13 protein-coding genes and 3 tRNA genes are annotated in these 20,504 nt (G+C 21.2%); 15 read left to right on the top strand and 1 reads right to left on the bottom strand.

Going from position 1 to position 20,504, the window contains the following annotated elements; translation table 11 throughout:
* Window positions 1–28: 28 nt before the first annotated feature.
* The 5 genes from DM780_RS02900 (at window position 29) to DM780_RS02880 (ending at window position 6,640) form a co-directional block, all read left to right on the top strand.
* Complete coding sequence (locus DM780_RS02900) at window positions 29–4,294, top strand: translocation/assembly module TamB domain-containing protein (RefSeq protein WP_110548918.1); 4,266 nt, start codon at window positions 29–31, stop codon at window positions 4,292–4,294.
* A gap of 460 nt (window positions 4,295–4,754) precedes the next feature.
* Complete coding sequence (locus DM780_RS02895; protein WP_235611983.1) at window positions 4,755–6,332, top strand: HDIG domain-containing metalloprotein; 1,578 nt, start codon at window positions 4,755–4,757, stop codon at window positions 6,330–6,332.
* Window positions 6,333–6,378: 46 nt separating this feature from the next.
* Window positions 6,379–6,462 (top strand) — tRNA-Ser (locus DM780_RS02890).
* Window positions 6,463–6,473: 11 nt separating this feature from the next.
* Window positions 6,474–6,548: transfer RNA gene (locus tag DM780_RS02885), tRNA-Pro, on the top strand.
* 18 nt (window positions 6,549–6,566) lie between these two features.
* Window positions 6,567–6,640: transfer RNA gene (locus DM780_RS02880), tRNA-Arg, on the top strand.
* Between the two features lie 8 nt (window positions 6,641–6,648).
* On the opposite strand, the gene DM780_RS02875 is transcribed toward DM780_RS02880, so the two are convergent.
* On the bottom strand, window positions 6,649–7,326 hold the full coding sequence (locus tag DM780_RS02875; protein ID WP_110477771.1) for an ATP-dependent Clp protease proteolytic subunit: 678 nt from the start codon (window positions 7,324–7,326) through the stop codon (window positions 6,649–6,651).
* A 129-nt stretch (window positions 7,327–7,455) separates the two neighbouring features.
* Here DM780_RS02875 and DM780_RS02870 point away from each other — a divergent pair, with 129 nt between their 5' ends.
* The 10 genes from DM780_RS02870 to alaS all read left to right on the top strand — a co-directional run bounded on the left by DM780_RS02870 (window position 7,456) and on the right by alaS (window position 20,475).
* Entirely contained in the window at window positions 7,456–8,928 is a 1,473-nt protein-coding gene (locus tag DM780_RS02870) for a lipopolysaccharide biosynthesis protein (protein WP_110548916.1), read from the top strand.
* Window positions 8,929–8,950: 22 nt separating this feature from the next.
* Window positions 8,951–9,346: a dCTP deaminase/dUTPase family protein gene (locus DM780_RS02865; RefSeq protein WP_110548915.1), complete on the top strand. Its 396-nt coding sequence runs from the start codon at window positions 8,951–8,953 to the stop codon at window positions 9,344–9,346.
* Window positions 9,347–9,381: 35 nt separating this feature from the next.
* Window positions 9,382–10,404, top strand: a complete 1,023-nt coding sequence (locus DM780_RS02860) for a sugar phosphate nucleotidyltransferase (RefSeq protein WP_110548914.1) — start codon at window positions 9,382–9,384, stop codon at window positions 10,402–10,404.
* A 127-nt stretch (window positions 10,405–10,531) separates the two neighbouring features.
* Complete coding sequence (locus DM780_RS02855) at window positions 10,532–10,720, top strand: Sec-independent protein translocase subunit TatA/TatB (protein WP_110477768.1); 189 nt, start codon at window positions 10,532–10,534, stop codon at window positions 10,718–10,720.
* 58 nt (window positions 10,721–10,778) lie between these two features.
* Window positions 10,779–11,849, top strand: a complete 1,071-nt coding sequence (locus DM780_RS02850) for a lytic transglycosylase domain-containing protein (RefSeq protein WP_110548913.1) — start codon at window positions 10,779–10,781, stop codon at window positions 11,847–11,849.
* 75 nt (window positions 11,850–11,924) lie between these two features.
* Window positions 11,925–12,917: a recombinase RecA gene (recA, locus tag DM780_RS02845; protein ID WP_110548912.1), complete on the top strand. Its 993-nt coding sequence runs from the start codon at window positions 11,925–11,927 to the stop codon at window positions 12,915–12,917.
* 9 nt (window positions 12,918–12,926) lie between these two features.
* A complete protein-coding gene (locus tag DM780_RS02840; protein WP_110548911.1) occupies window positions 12,927–13,697 on the top strand; it encodes an MBL fold metallo-hydrolase in 771 nt (256 codons plus the stop codon).
* A 119-nt stretch (window positions 13,698–13,816) separates the two neighbouring features.
* The gene (gene ccsA, locus DM780_RS02835) at window positions 13,817–16,990 is read left to right on the top strand and encodes a cytochrome c biogenesis protein CcsA (RefSeq protein ID WP_110548910.1); all 3,174 of its coding nucleotides are present in this window, start codon (window positions 13,817–13,819) and stop codon (window positions 16,988–16,990) included.
* A gap of 50 nt (window positions 16,991–17,040) precedes the next feature.
* Window positions 17,041–17,802, top strand: coding sequence for a lysophospholipid acyltransferase family protein (locus DM780_RS02830; RefSeq protein ID WP_110548909.1), 762 nt, complete (start codon window positions 17,041–17,043; stop codon window positions 17,800–17,802).
* Window positions 17,803–17,805: 3 nt separating this feature from the next.
* Window positions 17,806–20,475, top strand: coding sequence for an alanine--tRNA ligase (gene alaS / locus DM780_RS02825; RefSeq protein ID WP_110548908.1), 2,670 nt, complete (start codon window positions 17,806–17,808; stop codon window positions 20,473–20,475).
* Window positions 20,476–20,504: the final 29 nt, after the last annotated feature.

Below are 20,504 nucleotides of genomic sequence, written 5' to 3'. Positions count from 1 at the left end.
ATAACAATATCTTTAGAATAATTAAAAAATGAATAATTTTTTTTTACAAAAATTTATTTTTCAAAATAAAAAAATATTTTTATTCTGTATAATAGTCCTTTTTTTTATAATAGGAATATTTTATACTATTTATTATCAAAAACAGAAAATAAAAGAAAAAATAGTTTCTTTTTTTTTAGAAAAAGTAAAAAACCATATTAGTGGTAATATTTATGTAAAAAATATAACTTTTAATATTCTTAAAAAAGAATTTTCTTTTCATGATGTAAATATCATAGATCATCATAAATTTTCTTTTGTTCATTTTTCTAAATGTAAAATTTCTATTGAAAATTTATTTCAATATATTTTAATTAATTCAAAATATTTAAATATAGGAAATTTAATTATTGATAATCCAAAGATATTTATTAAAAAATATTTTAATGAAAAAGAAAACAATTTATTTTATCTATTAAAAGAATTTGTAAAAAAAAAAAATTGGAGTAAAAATTCTATTGGAATTATTACTTGCTCTAATTTAAAAGTAAAAAATGCTTATTTAACATACGAAAATATAAATTTAAAAAAAAGTTATATAATTAAAAATTTTTTCTGTCGTTTTACATATGACCCCTTAAAATTAAAAATTCAGCATTTTTTTATAAAAACAAATAATAGTTTCCTAAAAGGAAAATTTATATTCTATAATAATGGATCTGAAAAATCTTTTTTTTACGAAAAAAATAGGAATATACAAGGTGAAATTTTTGAAGGTTCTAAACTAGGAATAGATTTAATGAGTCTATTTTTTTATACTAAAAAATGGTCTTCCAATTCTATATTTTTTATTCAAGGTATTATAAATGGAAAATTAAATAAAAAACTTACTTTTTCTAAAATTTTGATAAAAAATATTTATGGAAATAAGATTTTTTCAGATAAAATTAATATTTTCTATTTTAAAAATAAATGGAAAGAAATTCAATTTTTAAAAACTATTCTTCAAATTTCATCTCATGAAATACAAAAATTAACTTTATCAAATTTTGATTTAAAATTTAATTTTATAAAAAATTATTATAAAAATTTTATTTATAGAGGTAACTTGATTATAAAAAAAAGGTTTATTAACCTAAATGGAAATATTCAATATAATAATATTAGAGCAAATATATATAATACTTGTATTCGTGGTAAGGATAACAATATACAGTACACAGGTGAAATTTTAACAGAAAAAAATAATATAATAAAATTATTAAAAATACCATTTTTTAATAGTGTTTCATCAGGTTTATGGATTTTTAAATTTAAAGGAATTTATAACAATTTTTTTTTTAAAAAAAAGGATAAAAATAATTTTTATAACTTATTTACTACTTTTTTCCCCCCTAATTCTGAATCAAAAATAAACTTAAATAGAAAAAAAAATTCATATTTTCAACAATTTTCTATAAATATAGCTAAATATAAAAATGAAAATCGATTTTTTATAAAAGTATTTTCATTTGAAAATAAATCATTAAAAAAAATTTCTATAAATATATCCGATATAATTATCGGTCATATTTATGGAAATTTTGGATGGAATAATTTATTAAAATCATTTAAAAATGAGATATATTATTTAATTACAAAAAAAAAAATAAAAAATAATTATTTAGGAAAACAATATGCTTATTTTAATTTATTAATTAAAAAATCTTTTTACAAATTTTTTAATCAACAAAAAATAATGAAAATATTATCTGATAATATTCAATTATCAGGATTATTAAAAAATAGTAAAATAAAAATTCATTTTTTTACCAAAAAAATTAAATTAAATGAAATTTTAATCAAAAATATTTCTATTAAGGTAAATTCTTTTTTAAAAGAAAAAATACAATTATCCCTTGAAAAGATTTTTTTTAAAAATTTTATATTTAAATCTATCGATCTATCTATTTTAGATAGAAAAAATTCTTTATTGATTTATTCCAACTTTTTTTTCAATTTCCAAAAAAAAGAAGTTCAAAAACAAACCATTAATCTAATTTTAAAAAAAATTAATGATCCATGTAAAAAATGTAAGGAAAATAATTCTCTTATTTTTTTTATTATTTCTTCTAAATTAAATATCAATGGATATGATTGGTTTATCGTAAATAATATGAATAAAAATATTGGAATAATAAAAATAGACTTAATAAATCATAGGGGAAGCATTAATAATCTTATGTTATCTTCAACTTCAAAAAAAAAAGAACAACAAACAATTGTAATAAATTCCGATTTTATTGAAAAAAATTGTAATAAATTTCAATTTATACTAAAAAATATAGAATTAAAAAAAATAATTCCAAAAAAAAATATAATGATAGATGGGATTACAAATGGTTTTTGTATTTTACAAATAAAAAAAAATAAAATTGAACTTAATAAAATCAATATAAAAATTAACAATGTATTAATTGAAAAAAAAGTTATTGGAGATTTTTATATTGATTCTTTCCCATATAAAAATAATTATAAAATTCATGGAATTTTGAAAAACGGATCTTCTGAACTTTTATTTTTATCTGGAAATATTAATAATGATTTACAAAAAAAATCAAATATTGATTTTAATGTAAATATTCAAAATTTAAATATGAGAGATTTTTCCTTTTTTTGGAAAAAAATTAATTTCGAAGCAAGAGGAATTATTGTAGGGGATATTCAAATTAAAGGATCTTTAGATAATCCTCATTATTTTGGAAAAATAAAAATTAAAAAATTTGGAATAAAAATAAATTCTATCAATACAGATTATGAAATGATAAATACAACTTATATCTATCTTATTCATAATTATTTTATTTTAAATTCATCTCCTTTTATAGATACAAAATACCATACAAAAGGTTATATAAATGGATTTTTTTTACATAATAATTTTTTTAAATGGAATTTAAATTTATCTATAAATACAAATAAATTGCTTGTTTTAAATACAAAAAAAACATGTAATACTTTTTTCTTTGGAAAAATTTTTTCTAATGGAAAAATTAAAATAATAAAAAAAGATAAATATGTAAAAATTTACATGAAAAAAGGAAATATTTTAAATTCTTCTCATTTATATATAAACCCAAAAGGATTAAAATATAAAAACAATAATTTTATTGAATATATAAATCCTAATAAGACAAATTTTAATAAAAATGATATTCCAAAAAATGAAATAAAAAAATTAAAAAATGAGAATAAAGAAAATTTATTTTATTTAAATATAAAAACATATATAAATAAAAATACCAAAGTTTCAATATTATTAAATAATAATTTAGAAAATTTTATAGAATTTAGAGGACAAGGTCCTTTATTTTTAAAAAAAAATATAGATACAAATATTCAAACCAGTGGAAAATATTTTTTCAAAGACGGATTTTATCATTTTTCAAATAAAAAAGAAATTCCAATTTTAAAATTAAAAAAGAGATTTAAAATAAAATCAGGTGGAATGATTACTTGGACCAATAATTTCAATCAATCAAATATTAATTTAACAGTCTATTATACTAGATATGTATCTAATGTAATAGATTATTTATATGTTCAAAATTTTTCAAGTATTTATGATCCTATAATAATATATACAAAATTAAAAATGAGTATTTATGGAGATATAAAAAATCCAAATATAAACCTAGATATATTATTTCCAAATAATAGTAATGAAGAAATCAAAAAAAAATTATTAAAAAAATTAAATTCTTATGAGGAAAAAAATATTCAATTTTTTTCTATTTTAACTTTAGGAAAATTCTTTTTAAAAAAATTTCCAAAAAATAATTTTTTATCCTCTATTATTTATAACTTATTTTTGAAATATATAGAAAATATTATTTCAGAAATAAGTCCATCATTGAACGTTAACTTTGATTTTATCGAAAGAAAAAAAAATAAATATAGTAGTATCCTTTCTTCAATATATTATGCAATTAATAATCGTATTTCTATAAGAAGTAATATAGAATTTTTTATAAAAAAAATGAAAAAAGAAAAAAGAAGTCTCTTTAGAATAAGAGAATTGAAATTAGATTTTAATCTCCATCGTACTAAAAATAGTCACTTAAAATTTAGCATTTTTTCTCGTTTTAATAATAATTTTATTTTTTCTAATTCTAAAAATAAGAAAAATAATACTAGACATCAGGATATTTATCCAATTTATGGAAATGAAATTATTTATAGAATTTCATCAGATTTTTTATGGAAAAAAATTTATGATTTTTTTTTTATAAAAAAAAAATTACATAAAAATAATAAAAAATATATTGAAAAATAAGAAAATATATATAAGAATTATTTTAAGATCTAATACAAATAGATGGAATAGACAATATACTATTGTAAACATACTTAAAATCTAAATAAATATAAAATATACTAACTAAAAATATTATAAAAAATTTGATAATTATATTTAACTTTTTAGTAAATATAATTTTTTTATATAATTATTTACAGAAATACTTCAGATTATAGAAATATAATTTCGAAAATTGAAAAAATTAAAGGTATACTTAAAACCTAATCTACTATTTTTTTTAGAATAAATCATTAACGATGACAATCAATTACTTTCTAATAATATTTTTCAAAAATATGAATATTCTTAATATTTAATATTTTCCAATTTTTTTTATCATTTTTTTTAAATTTTATAAAAAAATATTTATCCTTCTAGAAAAAGGTAATATCTAAATGATTATTAAGGATTGATTTATATAAAAACAGATAAAATTTTGATAATACTTATTTCTATTTTATCCTTAATCTTTTTTTTTCCAAAAAAAGATATTTTTAAATACAAATTTTATAAAGAAAAAACTTTTTTTTATAAAGAGCCCTTTTCTCCATTTAATTTTAAAATACTAAAAAATAATAAAAATATTTATTTTATAATTCTACAATTAGAAAATTGGAATAAAATTTATTGCAATAAAATCCCAAATTTTTTCAATAAAAATAATATTATAGATGAATATAAATTTCGAACATGTTCATTTTTTAATAAAAAATATAAATCTAGAATATGGAATAAAAAAAAATATTATGGTTTAATTATAGGATATTTTTTAATGATAAGTATAATATTGAAGATATTATTTTTATATATTTTTTATTTTCAAAGTAAAATATTTCAAAATAATAAAAAGATAAATTTTTTAATAATCAATATATTATTGATATTCTTAATAACAATATTAACTATAAAATATCATTCTAAAGAATTATATTTAATACCATTTTGTATTTTTCCTATAAGTATTCGTGCCTTTTTTAATATAAATTTAAGTCTTCTCATCCATTTAATAACAATTTTATTATTATCCTTAATTACACCAAATAGTTCTGAATTTATTTTTCTTCAAGTTATTACAGGTTTTTTAGTTATTCTAACAAAAAAAAGTATTTATAAAATAACTAATTTATTTTTTTCAGTAGGTAAAATAACTATTACTTATATAATTACTTTTTGTTCACTTACTCTAATTCGTAAAGGATCCTTAGAAAATATTTCCTTAAATACTTTTTATCTATTTTTTTTGAGTGGAATATTAACTTTATTGGTTCATCCATTAATATTTTTTTTTGAAAAATTATTAAATATTACTTCAGATATTTCATTATTAGAATTTTCTGATATAAATACTCCAATATTAAGATTACTATCTCAAAAAGCTCCAGGAACTTTACAACATGTTTTAACTGTGGCAAATATTGCAGAAGAAGCAGCTATTTCTATTAGAGCTAACTCTTTATTAGCAAAAATAGGAGCTATTTATCATGATATTGGAAAAATTCAAAATTCTATATTTTTTATTGAAAATCAATATAATAATCCATTTAATCCCCATGAAAATATAAGCCCAAAAGAAAGTGCTAAAATTATATTAGAACATGTTACAATTGGAATTAAATTAGCTAAAAAATATCACTTACCTGATCTCATTATGGATTTTATCCGAACACATCATGGAAATCGTATTATTCATTTTTTTTATGAAAAACAAAAAAAAATATATCCAAATATGATAATAGATGAAAAAAAATTTCAATATTCGGGACCTAAACCATTTTCTAAAGAAATGGCTATTGTTATGATTTGTGATTCTGTAGAAGCTGCTTCCAAAAGCATCAAAAATCCATCTAACAAAGATCTAGAAAATATAGTAGAAAATATTATTAATAACCAAAAAAAAGAAAATCAATTTACTAATGTAAATATCACTTTTAAAGAAATAGAAAAAATAAAGAAAGTTCTTAAAAAAAAATTGATAAATATTTATCATACTACTAGAATTGAATACCCGATTTAATTTGTTTATTTAATAGATCTACTTTAGATTTGTATATATTAGATTAGGAGAATTGCCGGAGTGGTTAACGGAACAGTTTGCTAAACTGTCGGTAAAAAATACTGCGTGGGTTCGAATCCCACATTCTCCGCTTTTTTGTAACGGGGTATAGCGTAGTTTGGTTATCGCGCCTGGTTTGGGACCAGGAGATCGTAGGTTCAAATCCTACTACCCCGATTATTGATTTATTATATAGGTCACGTAGCTCAAATGGATAGAGCAACTGCCTTCTAAGCAGTAGGTCACAGGTTCGAATCCTGTCGTGATCATTTTTTTATTATATTTTTTTAGCCTTTAGCACTTCGTCAATCATCCCATATTCTTTAGCCTCTTCAGAAGTCATCCAATAATCTCTATCTGAATCTTTTTCAATTTTTTCAATTGGAGATCCTGAATGTATAGAAATAATTTCATAAAGTTCTCTTTTTAATTTTAAAATTTCACGAACGGTAATTTCAATATCTGAAGCTTGTCCATGTGTCCCACCTATAGGTTGATGAATCATAATTCTAGAATGTTTTAATCCAGATCTTTTATTTTTTACTCCAGAACAAAGTAAAACAGCCGCCATAGAAGCAGCTACTCCTGTACAAATAGTTGCTACGTCAGGTTCAACAATTTGCATAGTATCATATATTCCTAATCCAGCATGAACATTACCTCCAGGAGAATTAATATAGATTTGTATATCTTTTGAGGTATCTACCGATTGAAGAAATAACAGTTGTGCCTGTACAATATTAGCTATTTGATCTTCTATTATAGTTCCTAAAAAAATAACACGATCCATCATTAAACGAGAAAAAACATCCATTTGTGCTATATTTAATTTTCGTTCTTCAACAATATATGGAGTCATCATTTTAATATATTGATCTATAAATAAACTATTTATTTTTTGATCTTTTACAGCAAATTTCACAAATTCTTTGGAATTTTTTTTATGATAATTCATTTTTATTTACTTATATAATAAAATATTTGATCAAATTTAATCATAATTACTATCATCTATCTATAGATTAAAAAAAAATAATGTAGAACTTAGAAAGTCCTTAAATTTTGATAAAAAAGTTTTGAATTTGTGTATAAAAAATTATTGATTCAAACCATCATCTATTCTATAGGATTTCTTTTCCCAAAGATTATGAATTATGCTTTTCTAAAATTTTTTACTAAATATTTAAAAAGAGAAGAGTTTTCACTTTATACAGATATGTATGCCTTATCCTTTTTAGTTATAGGATTTCTTTCTTTTGGATTAGAAAATACTTATTTTAGATTTTTATCCAAAAAAAATCACAAAAAGGAAGTAATTTTTTCAACCATCGTTATTATTCAATTTTTTATAACCTCTTTGTTTTTAATCCTTTCTATAAATTCAATAAAATACTTAATTTCTATTGCTGGATATAAAAATCATCCAGAATATTTTTTCATGTTTTTTTTAATTATATTTTTTGATACTATTTGTATTCTTCCTATGGCTTGGATTCGTGCTAATGAAATGGCTTTAAGATATACTATTATAAATGTTATAAATATATTAGTACAATCTATTTTTATAACATATATGTTTTCTTTTTATACATCATTAAAAATGATTCCTTTTATTCCAAAATTTTATTCTTACATTTTTGAATGGATTAATTCTTTTACAGATAAAATAGGATATATATTTTTTGCAAATATGATTGCTTCTTTAAGTAATTTTATTTTAATTATTCCTATTTTTTTAAGGAAAGTAAATATAAAAAAGTTTAATAAGATTCTAGCTAAAGAAATGTTAACTTATGGAATTCCTATTATGTTAGGAACTATAGCTTTTTCTATTAATGAAAATCTTGATAAAATATTAATTAAAAGATGGCTTTCCGATGAAATAAATGGGTCTTATTCCGCTTGTTACAAAATAGCTTCTTTTATGAGTTTATATATTCGTGCATTTCGATTAGGAATAGAACCTTTTTTTTTTAAAAAATCTGAAGATGATGATGCAAAATATTATTACGAAGAGATTATTTATCTATTTATTATACTAGGTTTAATATTTTACGTATTAATATGTGGAAATATTACCATTATCATAGATTTTTTAATCGATAAAAAATATCATATGGCAATATCTATTATCCCAATAGTAATGATGGGAAATTTATTTTTAGGAATCTATACAAATCTATCCATTTTTTATAAAATTATAGATAAACCGATTATTGGAACTTATATATCCTTAATAGGTGTATCTATTACAATTTTATTTAATATAGCATTTATATCAATTCCTAATAGTAGTTTTATGATACCAGCTTGGGGAACTATCACTTCTTATGGAAGTATGGTATTAGTTCTATATTTTTGGGGAAAAAAAAATTTTCTTAAATTTTATAATACAAAAAAATGGAATATTATTCTTCATTTATTATTTGCTTTTTTATTAGTTTTATATATAATTAATAATAAAAATAGGATAGAAATTCATTTTTTTTTACAGTTTTTATATATAATTATTGTTTTTTTATTCGAAAAAGATAATTTTTTTTCTAAATTGAAATAGAAAAATAAAAAAAAGGAATATTTTGTATACAAAAAGTTATCCATCAACATCTATTTTAAAAGCAAATATTCAAGATTCCATTTCCATATTTTTTTTGGAAAGAAAGTTAATTTCGACGGGTTTTTATTTCAATTTTTATAAAAATTTTAAAAAAGATTTTTTTATAAAAAAAAAATTCATTGATCCTGTAACTATTTGTATAATCCATATTTTAAATAAAAAAAAAAAATATTCCCAATATTATAAAGAATTAAAAATAATTATAATAAATATCTCTTTAAAAAAGATTTTAATTCAACCTAACGACAAAATTGCCATTATAAATATTTATCCAGAAATAAAAATAAAATGGAAAAAATGTTTTATTTTAAATAAAAGTAAAAGAGGATATAATAGTTTTGGAAGTACCGGAATATAAAATTTTGGATATAAATTATTAATTTATTTCAGTTTATGAAAATCATAATTCCTATGGCAGGTGAAGGATCCCGTCTTCGTCCCCATACTCTAATTACCCCTAAACCTTTGATCCAAATATTAGGAAAGCCAATTTTGAAAAGATTACTTGAAAGTTTATTTCAATCTATTGAAATTCTTTCAATAAAAGAAATAGTTTTTATTATAGGAAAAGTAGGAAAAAAAATAGAAAAACAATTAATAAAAATATCTAATGATATAGGATTTCACAAAATTGTGATATACTATCAAGAAAAACCATTAGGAACTGCTGATGCTCTTATTAAAGCAAAAAATTCTTTAATAGGACCCATCATTATTGCTTTTTCCGATACTTTATTTTACAATGATGATTTTAAAATCATAAAAAATACAAAAATAGAAAATATTATATGGACAAAAAAGGTTAAAACCCCAAATTTATTCGGAATTGTAGAAAGTGATCCATCCGGATTAATTACTCGGTTTATAGAAAAACCAAAAAATAACGTATCTAATTTGGCTATTATTGGTTTTTATTATTTTAAAAATAGTTCTTTATTGAAAAAAGAATTACAATATATCCTAGATCATAATATTAAAAATGAGCAAGAATATCAATTGACTTCTGCATTAGAAAATATGAGAAAAAAAGGAATTAGATTTACTAGTAAACAAGTTCAGGTATGGATGGATTTTGGAAATAAAAAAAGAACTATATCCTCTAATTCAAAAATATTATCTATTGAATCTAAAAAATCAAAATTAATTCATGAAAAAACGATTATAAAAAATAGTTTCATTATAAAACCTTGTTTCATAGGAGAGAATACAATTATTGAAAATAGTGTTATTGGACCTTATGTTTCAATAGGAAAATTCACAAAAATAAAAAACAGTAATATAAAAAAATCTTTAATACAAGATTATACAATAATACAAAATGTGAATATTTACAATTCTATAATTGATAGTTATACATCTTATATAGAAATGCCAAAAAAAGTAAATTTAGGAGATCATTCTATTTTAAATTTTTAGTTCTCTATTTTTTTATATATATAAAAAACTAAAATATAATTAATATAATAAAAAATTAAAATTTGAAAAAAGACTTTAAAGTAAAAATTTCATAATTTTTTTTATATTTGAGTAAAATTTCCATTCAATGGATTTATTTTTTATTTTTTTTATATTACTTGGAACATTTGGAACTACGGAAATTGTGGTTATTGTGATTCTTGCACTTTTACTTTTCGGTGGTAAAAAGATACCAGAATTAATGAGAGGATTAGGGACCGGATTAAAAGAGTTCAAAAAAGCTTCTGAAAACGAAAATTCTACAGAAGAAAAATAGAAATTTTTTCATTTTCTGTTTTTTTTATTAACACTTTTTTTAAACTAAAAATTAATGAATGAAAAAGATAAGAAATATTATGTTTTTTATGCTCATCTTAAAAAGCCTGATTATACAATCAGTATCAAAATCATTTGTTGAACAGAAAAGTAAAATAAATTATAATAAAAGTATACCTATTCAAAAATTTGATATAAATCATATATATATAGATAATTTATGGAAAAAAATATTTGGAATTAAAAAAAAATATTTTTTTGGAAAAAAAAATTACTCACAAAATAATAAACAAACTTTTATTATTACCAATATAGATGCAAATGAATTAAGATCTAGAATCAATAATCTAAATCAAAAATCTCAAATAAAAATACTTAAATATAATACCATAATACATGCAGCTGTAGAAAGTTATCTTCGTATGGGAAAATATATAGGAAAAATTATTTTCTTATCTAATTTTTATTTTCCTATGTTTGAGGAAAAATTAGAAAAATATCGTATACCAAAAGAATTAAAATATATTGCCATTATAGAATCTAATCTAAACCCTACCATTACATCTAAATCTGGAGCTCAAGGAATTTGGCAATTTATGCCTAAAACTGGAAAAATATATAATCTCCATATTAATAATATTTATGATGAAAGAAATGATCCATTTAAATCTACAGAAGCGGCCTGTCGATATTTTAAATATTTATATAATAAAATAGGAAATTGGGAATTAGTTTTAGCGGCCTATAATGCTGGGCCAAGTACCATAAATAAAATAATCCGACTTAATAATAAAAAAGATTTTTGGAGTTTATGGAATTTTTTTCCGAAAGAAACCAAAAATTATATTCCAAAATTTATTGCTATTAATTATATAATGAATTATTATAAAGAACATAATATACAACAACCTTTATATTCTCATTTTCGTATTAAATTTAATGATACCGTATTAATTCCAATAAAAGAAAAAATTTCTTTGAAAAGTTTTTCTTCCGAATTAAATATTTCCTATAAAGATTTAATGTTTTTAAATCCACAATATCTTGTAGATATTATTACTCCTGAAAATGGAGATAAATATTTTTTAAGATTACCAAAAAGTAAAATTTCTATTTTAAAAGAAAAATAATAAAAAAAACAAATAATAATTAATAATGAATGGATAAATTTTTTATATCGAATACCATTTTACTTATACAAGATTATGAATGAAAAATTTGAACAAAAAAAAAGATCTTTAAGACTTGTATTAGATAAAATGGATAAAATTTATGGGAAAGGAACAGTAATGCGTATGGGAGATACACGAATAGAAAATTTAGAAATTATTTCTTCTGGATCTCTTAGTTTAGATATAGCATTAGGTATAAAAGGATTTCCTAAAGGTCGTATTATAGAAATATTTGGACCAGAATCTTCTGGAAAAACTACTTTAGCATTACATGCTATTAGTCAATCACAAAAAATTGGTGGATTTGCAGGATTTATCGATGCAGAACACGCTTTTGACTGTGTTTATGCTAAAAAAATTGGTGTAGATATCAAAGAATTAATTATTTCTCAACCAGATAATGGAGAACAAGCTCTTGAAATAGTGGATAATTTAATAAGATCAAGTATTATTGATATGATAGTAGTAGATTCAGTAGCAGCTTTAACTCCAAAAAGTGAAATTGAAGGAGAAATGGGAGAGTCTAAAATAGGACTACAAGCAAGATTGATGTCACAAGCTTTGAGAAAACTAACTTCTAGTATAGGAAAATCTAAGAGTATATTGATATTTATTAATCAATTAAGAGAAAAAATTGGAGTTTATGGTAATCCTGAAGTAACTACTGGAGGGAATGCTTTAAAATTTTACTCCTCTATACGTTTGGATATTCGAAAAGGAATTCAAATTAAAAATGGAGAAAATATTTTAGGAAATAGAACAAAAGTAAAAGTGGTAAAAAATAAACTTTCCCCCCCGTTCAAAACTGCTGAATTTGATATTATGTATGGAGAAGGTATTTCAAATATAGGAGAAATTCTTGATATAGGAGTTAATTTAGGGATTATTAAAAAAAATGGATCTTGGTTTAATTATGGAGATATAAAATTAGGTCAAGGAAGAGATTCTGTAAAAGAATTTTTAAAAGAGAAAAAAAATATTATAAATGAAATGAAAAAAAATATAATTAATCAGCATTTTCAATAGTAAAAATATATGAAAATTACTTTTTTAGGAACTGGGGCCTCACAGGGAGTCCCTATCATTGGATCTAAGCATCCAGTATGTTTATCAAATAATCCAAAAGATAAAAGACTTCGAAGTTCTATTCTTATTGAAAAGGATAACAAATCATTTTTAATAGATTGTAGCCCTGATTTTCGTTATCAAATGTTAAGAATTAATCATGAAAAATTGGATGCAATTTTTATTACCCATGAACATCATGATCATATAGGAGGATTAGACGAAATAAGACCTATTAATTTTAAAATGAAAAAAACCATTCCAGTTTATGGATTACATCGTGTATTAGAAAACTTAAAAAAAAGATTTTACTATATTTTTTCAAAAAATCAAAATTCAAATACTTCCAAAATTTCTATTTATAAGTTGGATAATTATATGGATTTTTTTGTAATAGATTATTTGAAAATAATTCCTTTAGATATATGGCATGGTACACTTCCTATTTTAGGATTTCGTATAGGAAATTTTGCCTATATAACAGATGCCAGTAGTATCCCTATTCATACTATGAAAAAATTAATTGGGTTGAATATTTTAGTTTTAAATATTTTAAGAAAAAAAACAAAAAATCCATATCATTTTACATTATCTGAATCATTGGAAATGATCCAAAAAATAGGATCTAAAAAAACTTATTTTACACATATAAGTCCCTTTTTTGGATTTCACAATGAAATTCAGATTCAATTACCTAAAAATGTTTATTTAGCTCATGATGGATTGAATATAACTATATAATTTTTCCCTATTTTTCTTTTTTTTATTCTAATGTACTCTATAATTTAGAGAAATAAAAGTTCAGACATTATAACTATATTATAATTTTTTTTAAAAAAAAATATTAAATAGATATCCGTATGCGAACGTTAAAAAAAATTATTTTTTCCACAAAAATTACTTCTTTTTTATTTTTATTTTTAGCCTTATCTATGGCAATAGCAACTTTCTTAGAAAAGAAATATTCTACAGATATAGCAAAGATATATATTTATGAATCTACTTGGTTTGAAACCATGATGATTCTAATTGTAATAAATCTAATAGGAAATATATGGAAATATAAATTTTGGAATAAAAAAAAATTTCCTTTATTAATTTTTCATATATCATTTGTATTTATTTTTATTGGAGGAATTATTTCTAGGTACTATAGTTTTGAAGGAATGATGTCCTTAAGAGAAGGAGAGACTAATGGAAAAATTAGTTCTAGAAAAAATTATATAAAATTGAAAATACATAGAGGTATCAATACAATGGTTTATAATGATCCTTATATTTTATCTTCTTTTCATAATGGATATAAAGGAAATTTTTTTTTTGAAGGTAATTTATTGAAAGTAAATATTATAAAATATATTCCATGTGCAAAAATTTTTCTTTCGAAAAGAAATACGAAAGAAAAATTTATAAAAATAGTTTCAACTAATCAACAAGGAAGAATGGAAAATTTCCTTAAAAATGGAAAAATAATTAAAATAAATGGATTTTTATTTTCTCTTAATAAGGATATTCCTTTTGGAATTCAAATTTTTGAAAAAAATAATAAACTTTATGTAAAATCTTCTTTTTTCGGAAAAAGGATAAATATGATTAATAAAAAAATTACATTTTTATCCAAAAATACGACTTCACCTCTCAAAATAAAAAGTTTTTATCAAATAGAAAATAAAAAAAACATAATTCAATGGGTTATTCCTGAAGGAATTGTAAAAGGAAAATTAGAATATATTAATTCCTGTAATGATGATAAAAAAAATGATAATTTATTAGACGCCATTACGGCTAAAATATCGTTTCAAAATCAATATAAATTGGTAACTTTTTTAGGAGGAAAAAATAAAATGGAAATGAGTGAACCTATATTTTTTAATAATCACCAAATTTCCATTGGATATGGATCGATACTTTTGAATCTTCCTTTTTTTTTAAGGTTAAATAAGTTTAAGGTAGAAAATTATCCAGGTTCTGAATTTCCATCTTTTTTTATTAGTAATATAACTTTAATAGATAAAGAAAAAAAGAAAAATTATTTTATTTATATGAATCATGTCCTAAATTATAAAGGATATAGATTTTTCCAATCTGGATATGATCCAGATAAAAAAGGAACTCATTTTTCTGTAAATAATGATTATTTAGGTACTAATTTTTCTTATTTTGGGTATTTTTTGATGAGTATAGGAATGTTTCTTACTTTATTTTGGAAAGGAACTAGATTTAGTTTTCTTAAAAGTAAATTAAAAGATTTATCTAAAATTTCTGTATTTTTTATTTTTTTTTCATTAATTAACAGCAATTTTGTTTTTTCTCATATTCATGAAGTTAAAAAATTCAAAAAAATTTCTTTAAAAAAAATTTCTTATAATATTCATATTTCTAAAAAACATGGAGATAATTTTGGACATTTATTAGTACAAGATAATAAAGGAAGAATAAAACCAATACATACTATGGCATTAGACCTTCTTCGAAAGGTACATAAAAAAAGTAATTTAGGAATTTTAGATGCTAATCAATGGTTTATATCTATACATCATAATAATATTTTTTGGACAAAAATTCCTTTTATTAAAGTGGATACAAGAGGTGGACCTGAATTTTTAATTCAAACAAAAGCCAATAAAGATGGTTATGTATCTATGATAGATCTTTATACTGTAGATTCAAAAACATCAAAATTAAAATTTAATTTACAAAAAGATTATGAAAATGCTTTTTCTAAAAGTCCCATTCAAAGAAATGAATATGATAAAGCAGTTATTGCTCTTAGTGAACGTGTAGGAATTCTTCATGGAATTTTTCAAGGTAAATATTTACGTATTTTTCCTATTCCAAACGATATAAATAATACATGGTCTAGTTGGATAATTCCAGATACTAATAGTTTAAATCCAATTGGATTATTGATGTTAAATAATTATTTTAAATCTTTATTTTATGCACAAAATGAACAAAATTGGAATATTTCGGATAATGAAATAAAAAAAATACAATTATATCAATTTAAAAATTCTAAATCTATTTTACCTTCAAAAAGAAAAATAGATTTAGAAATTTTTTATAATAAATTAAATATTTTTTACTATTTGCCTTTTTTTTATTCCATTATTGGAATAATAATTCTTATAAGTACTTTTATAAAAATTTTCTTTGAAAGAAAATATATATTTTGGATCTATAAAATTTTCATTTCATTTTTATTCGTTCTATTTATTTTTGAATCTTTAGGTTTAATTTTAAGGTGGTATATTTCTGGTCATGCTCCATGGAGTAATGGGTATGAGTCCTCAATTTTTATTAGTTGGTGTTTGGTAGGTATAGGTTTAATATTTTATAAAAATCAATTTGTTCCAGGAATGACCGCATTAATTTCCTCAATTTTATTGATTATAGCAGCACATAGTGATACTATGGATCCAGAAATTACTAACTTGGTACCAGTTTTAAAATCTCATTGGTTGATAATACATGTAGCTATTATCACCTCAAGCTATGGATTTTTTTTAACAGGATCCTTTTTAGGATTTTTAGTTCTTATTTTATATATTCTTTTAAAATATAATTCTAACAAAAAATATAAGAAAAAAATTAAAATTCATATCAATAAATTAACTATTATTAATGAAATGAGCCTTACTATAGGAATTTTTCTATTAACTATAGGAACTTTTTTAGGATCTATTTGGGCTAATAGTAGTTGGGGACGTTATTGGAGTTGGGATCCAAAAGAAACTTGGGCATTCATTAGTATAATGATATATGCTTTTGTATTACATATTCGTCTAATACCAGGAATTAAAGGATTATTTTTTTTTAATTTTTCCAGTATATTATCCATAAGTTCTATTATTATGACTTATTTTGGAGTGAATTATTATCTTTCTGGATTACATTCTTATGCTAGAGGAGAGCCTATTTCTATTCCTTATTGGATTTATTATAGTTTACTAACTTTAGTATTTATTTCTCTTTTATCATATTATTCATATTATTCGGAGAAATTTAATGAAAAAATAACGGAAAAAAAATAGATAAGTAATATTCCTAATTTTATATATTTTTTGTATAAAAAAAAAAAAAATTGAAAAAAAAGGAGGGTACTCTATTTAGAGATGCGTTTGGAAATTTTAATTTCGTAAAACGTTTTTTAATTTTCACCTTTGGTTGTATTTCTTACAATCGTTATAATGGATTTAATCAATTAAAACTAAAAGGAACAGAATATATTAAAGATCTTCCTGATAAAAGAGTTCTTTTTGTATCTAATCATCAAACATATTTTGCAGATGTTTTTGCTATGTTTCATGTTTTTTGTAGTGTAAAAAATGGATTTATAAATACGATTAAAAATCCTATTTACCTTTTAAATCCCAAAGTTAATCTATACTATCTAGCTGCTAAAGAAACTATAAATAAAGGAATACTTACAAAATTATTTACTTATTCAGGAGCTATTACTGTAAAAAGAACATGGAGAGAGGGTAAAAAAAAAGTAAACAGATCAGTAGATCTATCTGAAATTACTCGTATGGGAATTGCTTTAAATGATGGATGGCTAATTACTTTTCCTCAAGGAACTACTAAAGAATTTGCTCCTGGACGTAGAGGGATTGTTCATGTTATAAGAAAATTTAATCCTATTGTAGTTCCTATTGTTATAGATGGATTTCAAAAAGCCTATGATAAAAAAGGAATTAGAATTAAAAAAAAAGGAGTTTTACAAAAAATGATTTTTAAAAAACCTATTAAACTGGATTTAAAGAATGATACTACGAATATAATTATGGAAAAAATTATGGATTCTATAGAACAATCTCCTAAATATTACAAAAAAAAAAATTAAATTATGAAATACCAATATGTAAGAGATATTTTCCTTGATTTTTTTCAAAAAAAAAAACACAAAATAATTCCTTCTTTTCCTATTTATTTAAGAGACGATCCTACTCTTTTTTTTATTAATGCAGGCATGAATCCTTTCAAGGATTATTTTCTAGGATATAAAATACCGGAATTTCAAAGAATCGTTAATATTCAAAGATGTCTTAGAGTTTCCGGTAAACATAACGATTTAGAAAATGTAGGATATGATAATTATCATCATACTATGTTTGAAATGTTAGGAAATTGGTCTTTTGGAGATTATTCTAGAAAAGAAACTATAGAATGGGCTTGGGAATTATTAATCCAAAAATATAACATTCCAAAAAAAAATATTTATATATCCATTTTTATTGGAGATGAAAAAGATGGATTATCCATGGATAAAGAAACATATCAATATTGGAAATCATTAATAAGTAAAAATAATATACTTTTTTTTGGAAAAAAAGAAAATTTTTGGGAGATGGGGACTACAGGACCTTGTGGCCCTTGTTCTGAAATTCATATTGATTTTCGTAATGAAGAAGAAAAAAATAGATTACCAGGAAAATATCTGATTAATAAAGGACATCCTAAGATGATAGAAATTTGGAATTTAGTTTTTATAGAATTTTTTCGAAAATTAGATGGATCCTTAGATAGATTATCTACAAAACATGTAGATGCAGGAATGGGATTGGAAAGATTATGTATGGTTTTACAGGGAAAATTATCTAGTTATGATACGGATATATTTTTTCCAATCATTAGAGATATAAAAGATTCTTTAGGAAAGATTTATAAAGAAGAATTTTATCAAGATGTATCTATACGGATTATAGCAGATCACTTAAGAGCTCTAGTTGTTTCTATTTACGATGGTCAATTACCATCAAATACTGGAGCTGGTTATGTTATAAGAAGAATTTTAAGAAGATCCATTATTTATGCCACTCGGTTTTTATATAAAAAAAAGCCTTTTCTTTACCAAATTGTGGAATCTTTAGTAAGAGAAATGAAAATATTTTTTCCTGAATTGGAAAATAAAAAAGAATACATAAAGCATGTAATTGAAGAAGAAGAGACCTCTTTTTTTAGAGTAATTGAAAAAGGATATGAACGATTTCATCATTTAATCATAAAAACTAAAGAAAAAAATAAAAAAATTATTGATGGAAAAAGTATTTTTCAATTGTATGATACTTATGGATTTCCCATAAAATTATCTAGAATATTGGCTAAAAAAAATGATTTTTCTATAGATGAAAAATCATTTCAAAAAGAATTATTAAAACAAAAAGAAAAATCTAAAAAAGATAATAATACACTCATTAAAAGTGATTGGATAAAAATTCATAATAATCAATTTAAGTACGAAAATGAAAATTTTATAGGATATGATTTTTTAGAATATAAAATTATGATTTTAAAATATAGAAAGGTAGAAAATCAATCAGTAAAAAAAAGAAAAGATTTTTATTACGAATTAGTTTTTTCCAAAACTCCTTTTTATCCTGAAGGAGGTGGACAATTAGGGGATAATGGTTTTATAAAAAATAAAATAGATAATATTTTTATTGAAAATACAATAAAAGAAAATTATATTATTTTACATATTGTTCGAAAACTACCTTTAAATATTGATTCCTTTTTTCAAGCAATAGTAAATAAAAATAGAAGAATAGAAATTGAAAAAAATCACACAGCAACTCATTTATTACATTTTGCATTAAAAAAAGTTTTTGGGGAACATATTCAACAAAAAGGATCTTCTATTAGAGAAGATTATTTACGTTTTGATTTTTCACATTATAAAAAAATAACTACAGAAGAATTAAATAAAGTAGAAAAATTGGTTCAAGAATTAATTTTTTCTAATCTTCTTTTAGAAGAAAAAAGATCTTTTCCATTAAAAGAAGCAATAAAAAAAGGTTGTTTAGGAATATTTCATGAAAAATATAAAGAAAAAGTACGTGTAATCACGTTTGGAGATTCTTCTGAATTATGTCTTGGAACACATGTAAAATGTACTGGATTAATTCAAGTTTTTGAAATTTTATCAGAATCTTCTATATCGTATGGAATACGTAGGATAAAGGCTATAACTTCAAAAAAAGCTATTCAATATTTAAAATCTATTCATTTTCAATATAAATCATTAAAAAAAATTATGAAATATCCGGAATCTCCGATAAAAAGTTTTCTTAGTTTAAAAATAGAAAATAAAAAATTAAAACAAAAAATTGAAAAAAGCTATTTACAGCAAATTAAAATTTTAAAAAAAGAGTTTTTATTAAAAGCTATTCAATTACCTTTTATCACATATATATGCGATATTTCTAATGAAAATAAAACATTAAAAATCAACCTTGTTAAGAAAATTGTTTTAGATTTACGAAATGAAGTATCGAATTTATTTATGGTAATAAGTTTTATACAAGATAATAAAATAATGATTTTTATCTCGATTTCTGATTCTGTTATCAAAAATAAAAATATTCATGCTCATAAAATTATCCATAAAATGGCGGATTATATCCATGGAAAATATTGGGGGAAATCTTTTTTTTCTATGGCAATAGGTATAAATATAGACGGATTAAGTTTAGTTTTGAAAGAAACGAAAGAATATTTAAAATTTTTAAAAAATTAGGATTAAATTTCTTTTTGAGAGATTTTTTT

This window comes from Blattabacterium punctulatus, from assembly GCF_003226695.1.
In the GTDB taxonomy this organism is placed as follows: Bacteria; Bacteroidota; Bacteroidia; order Flavobacteriales; family Blattabacteriaceae; genus Blattabacterium; species Blattabacterium punctulatus.
This window is presented reverse-complemented; position numbering and strand designations above follow the sequence as displayed.

Excerpts from the sequence above, each read along its gene's own strand:
- DM780_RS02855 (WP_110477768.1), top strand. The coding sequence starts at position 10,532 with ATGGATTTATTTTTTATTTTTTTTATATTACTTGGAACATTTGGAACT.
- ccsA (WP_110548910.1), top strand. The coding sequence starts at position 13,817 with ATGCGAACGTTAAAAAAAATTATTTTTTCCACAAAAATTACTTCTTTT.
- alaS (WP_110548908.1), top strand. The coding sequence starts at position 17,806 with ATGAAATACCAATATGTAAGAGATATTTTCCTTGATTTTTTTCAAAAA.
- DM780_RS02840 (WP_110548911.1), top strand. The coding sequence starts at position 12,927 with ATGAAAATTACTTTTTTAGGAACTGGGGCCTCACAGGGAGTCCCTATC.
- DM780_RS02860 (WP_110548914.1), top strand. The coding sequence starts at position 9,382 with ATGAAAATCATAATTCCTATGGCAGGTGAAGGATCCCGTCTTCGTCCC.
- DM780_RS02850 (WP_110548913.1), top strand. The coding sequence starts at position 10,779 with ATGAAAAAGATAAGAAATATTATGTTTTTTATGCTCATCTTAAAAAGC.
- DM780_RS02875 (WP_110477771.1), bottom strand. The coding sequence starts at position 7,326 with ATGAATTATCATAAAAAAAATTCCAAAGAATTTGTGAAATTTGCTGTA.
- recA (WP_110548912.1), top strand. The coding sequence starts at position 11,925 with ATGAATGAAAAATTTGAACAAAAAAAAAGATCTTTAAGACTTGTATTA.
- DM780_RS02900 (WP_110548918.1), top strand. The coding sequence starts at position 29 with ATGAATAATTTTTTTTTACAAAAATTTATTTTTCAAAATAAAAAAATA.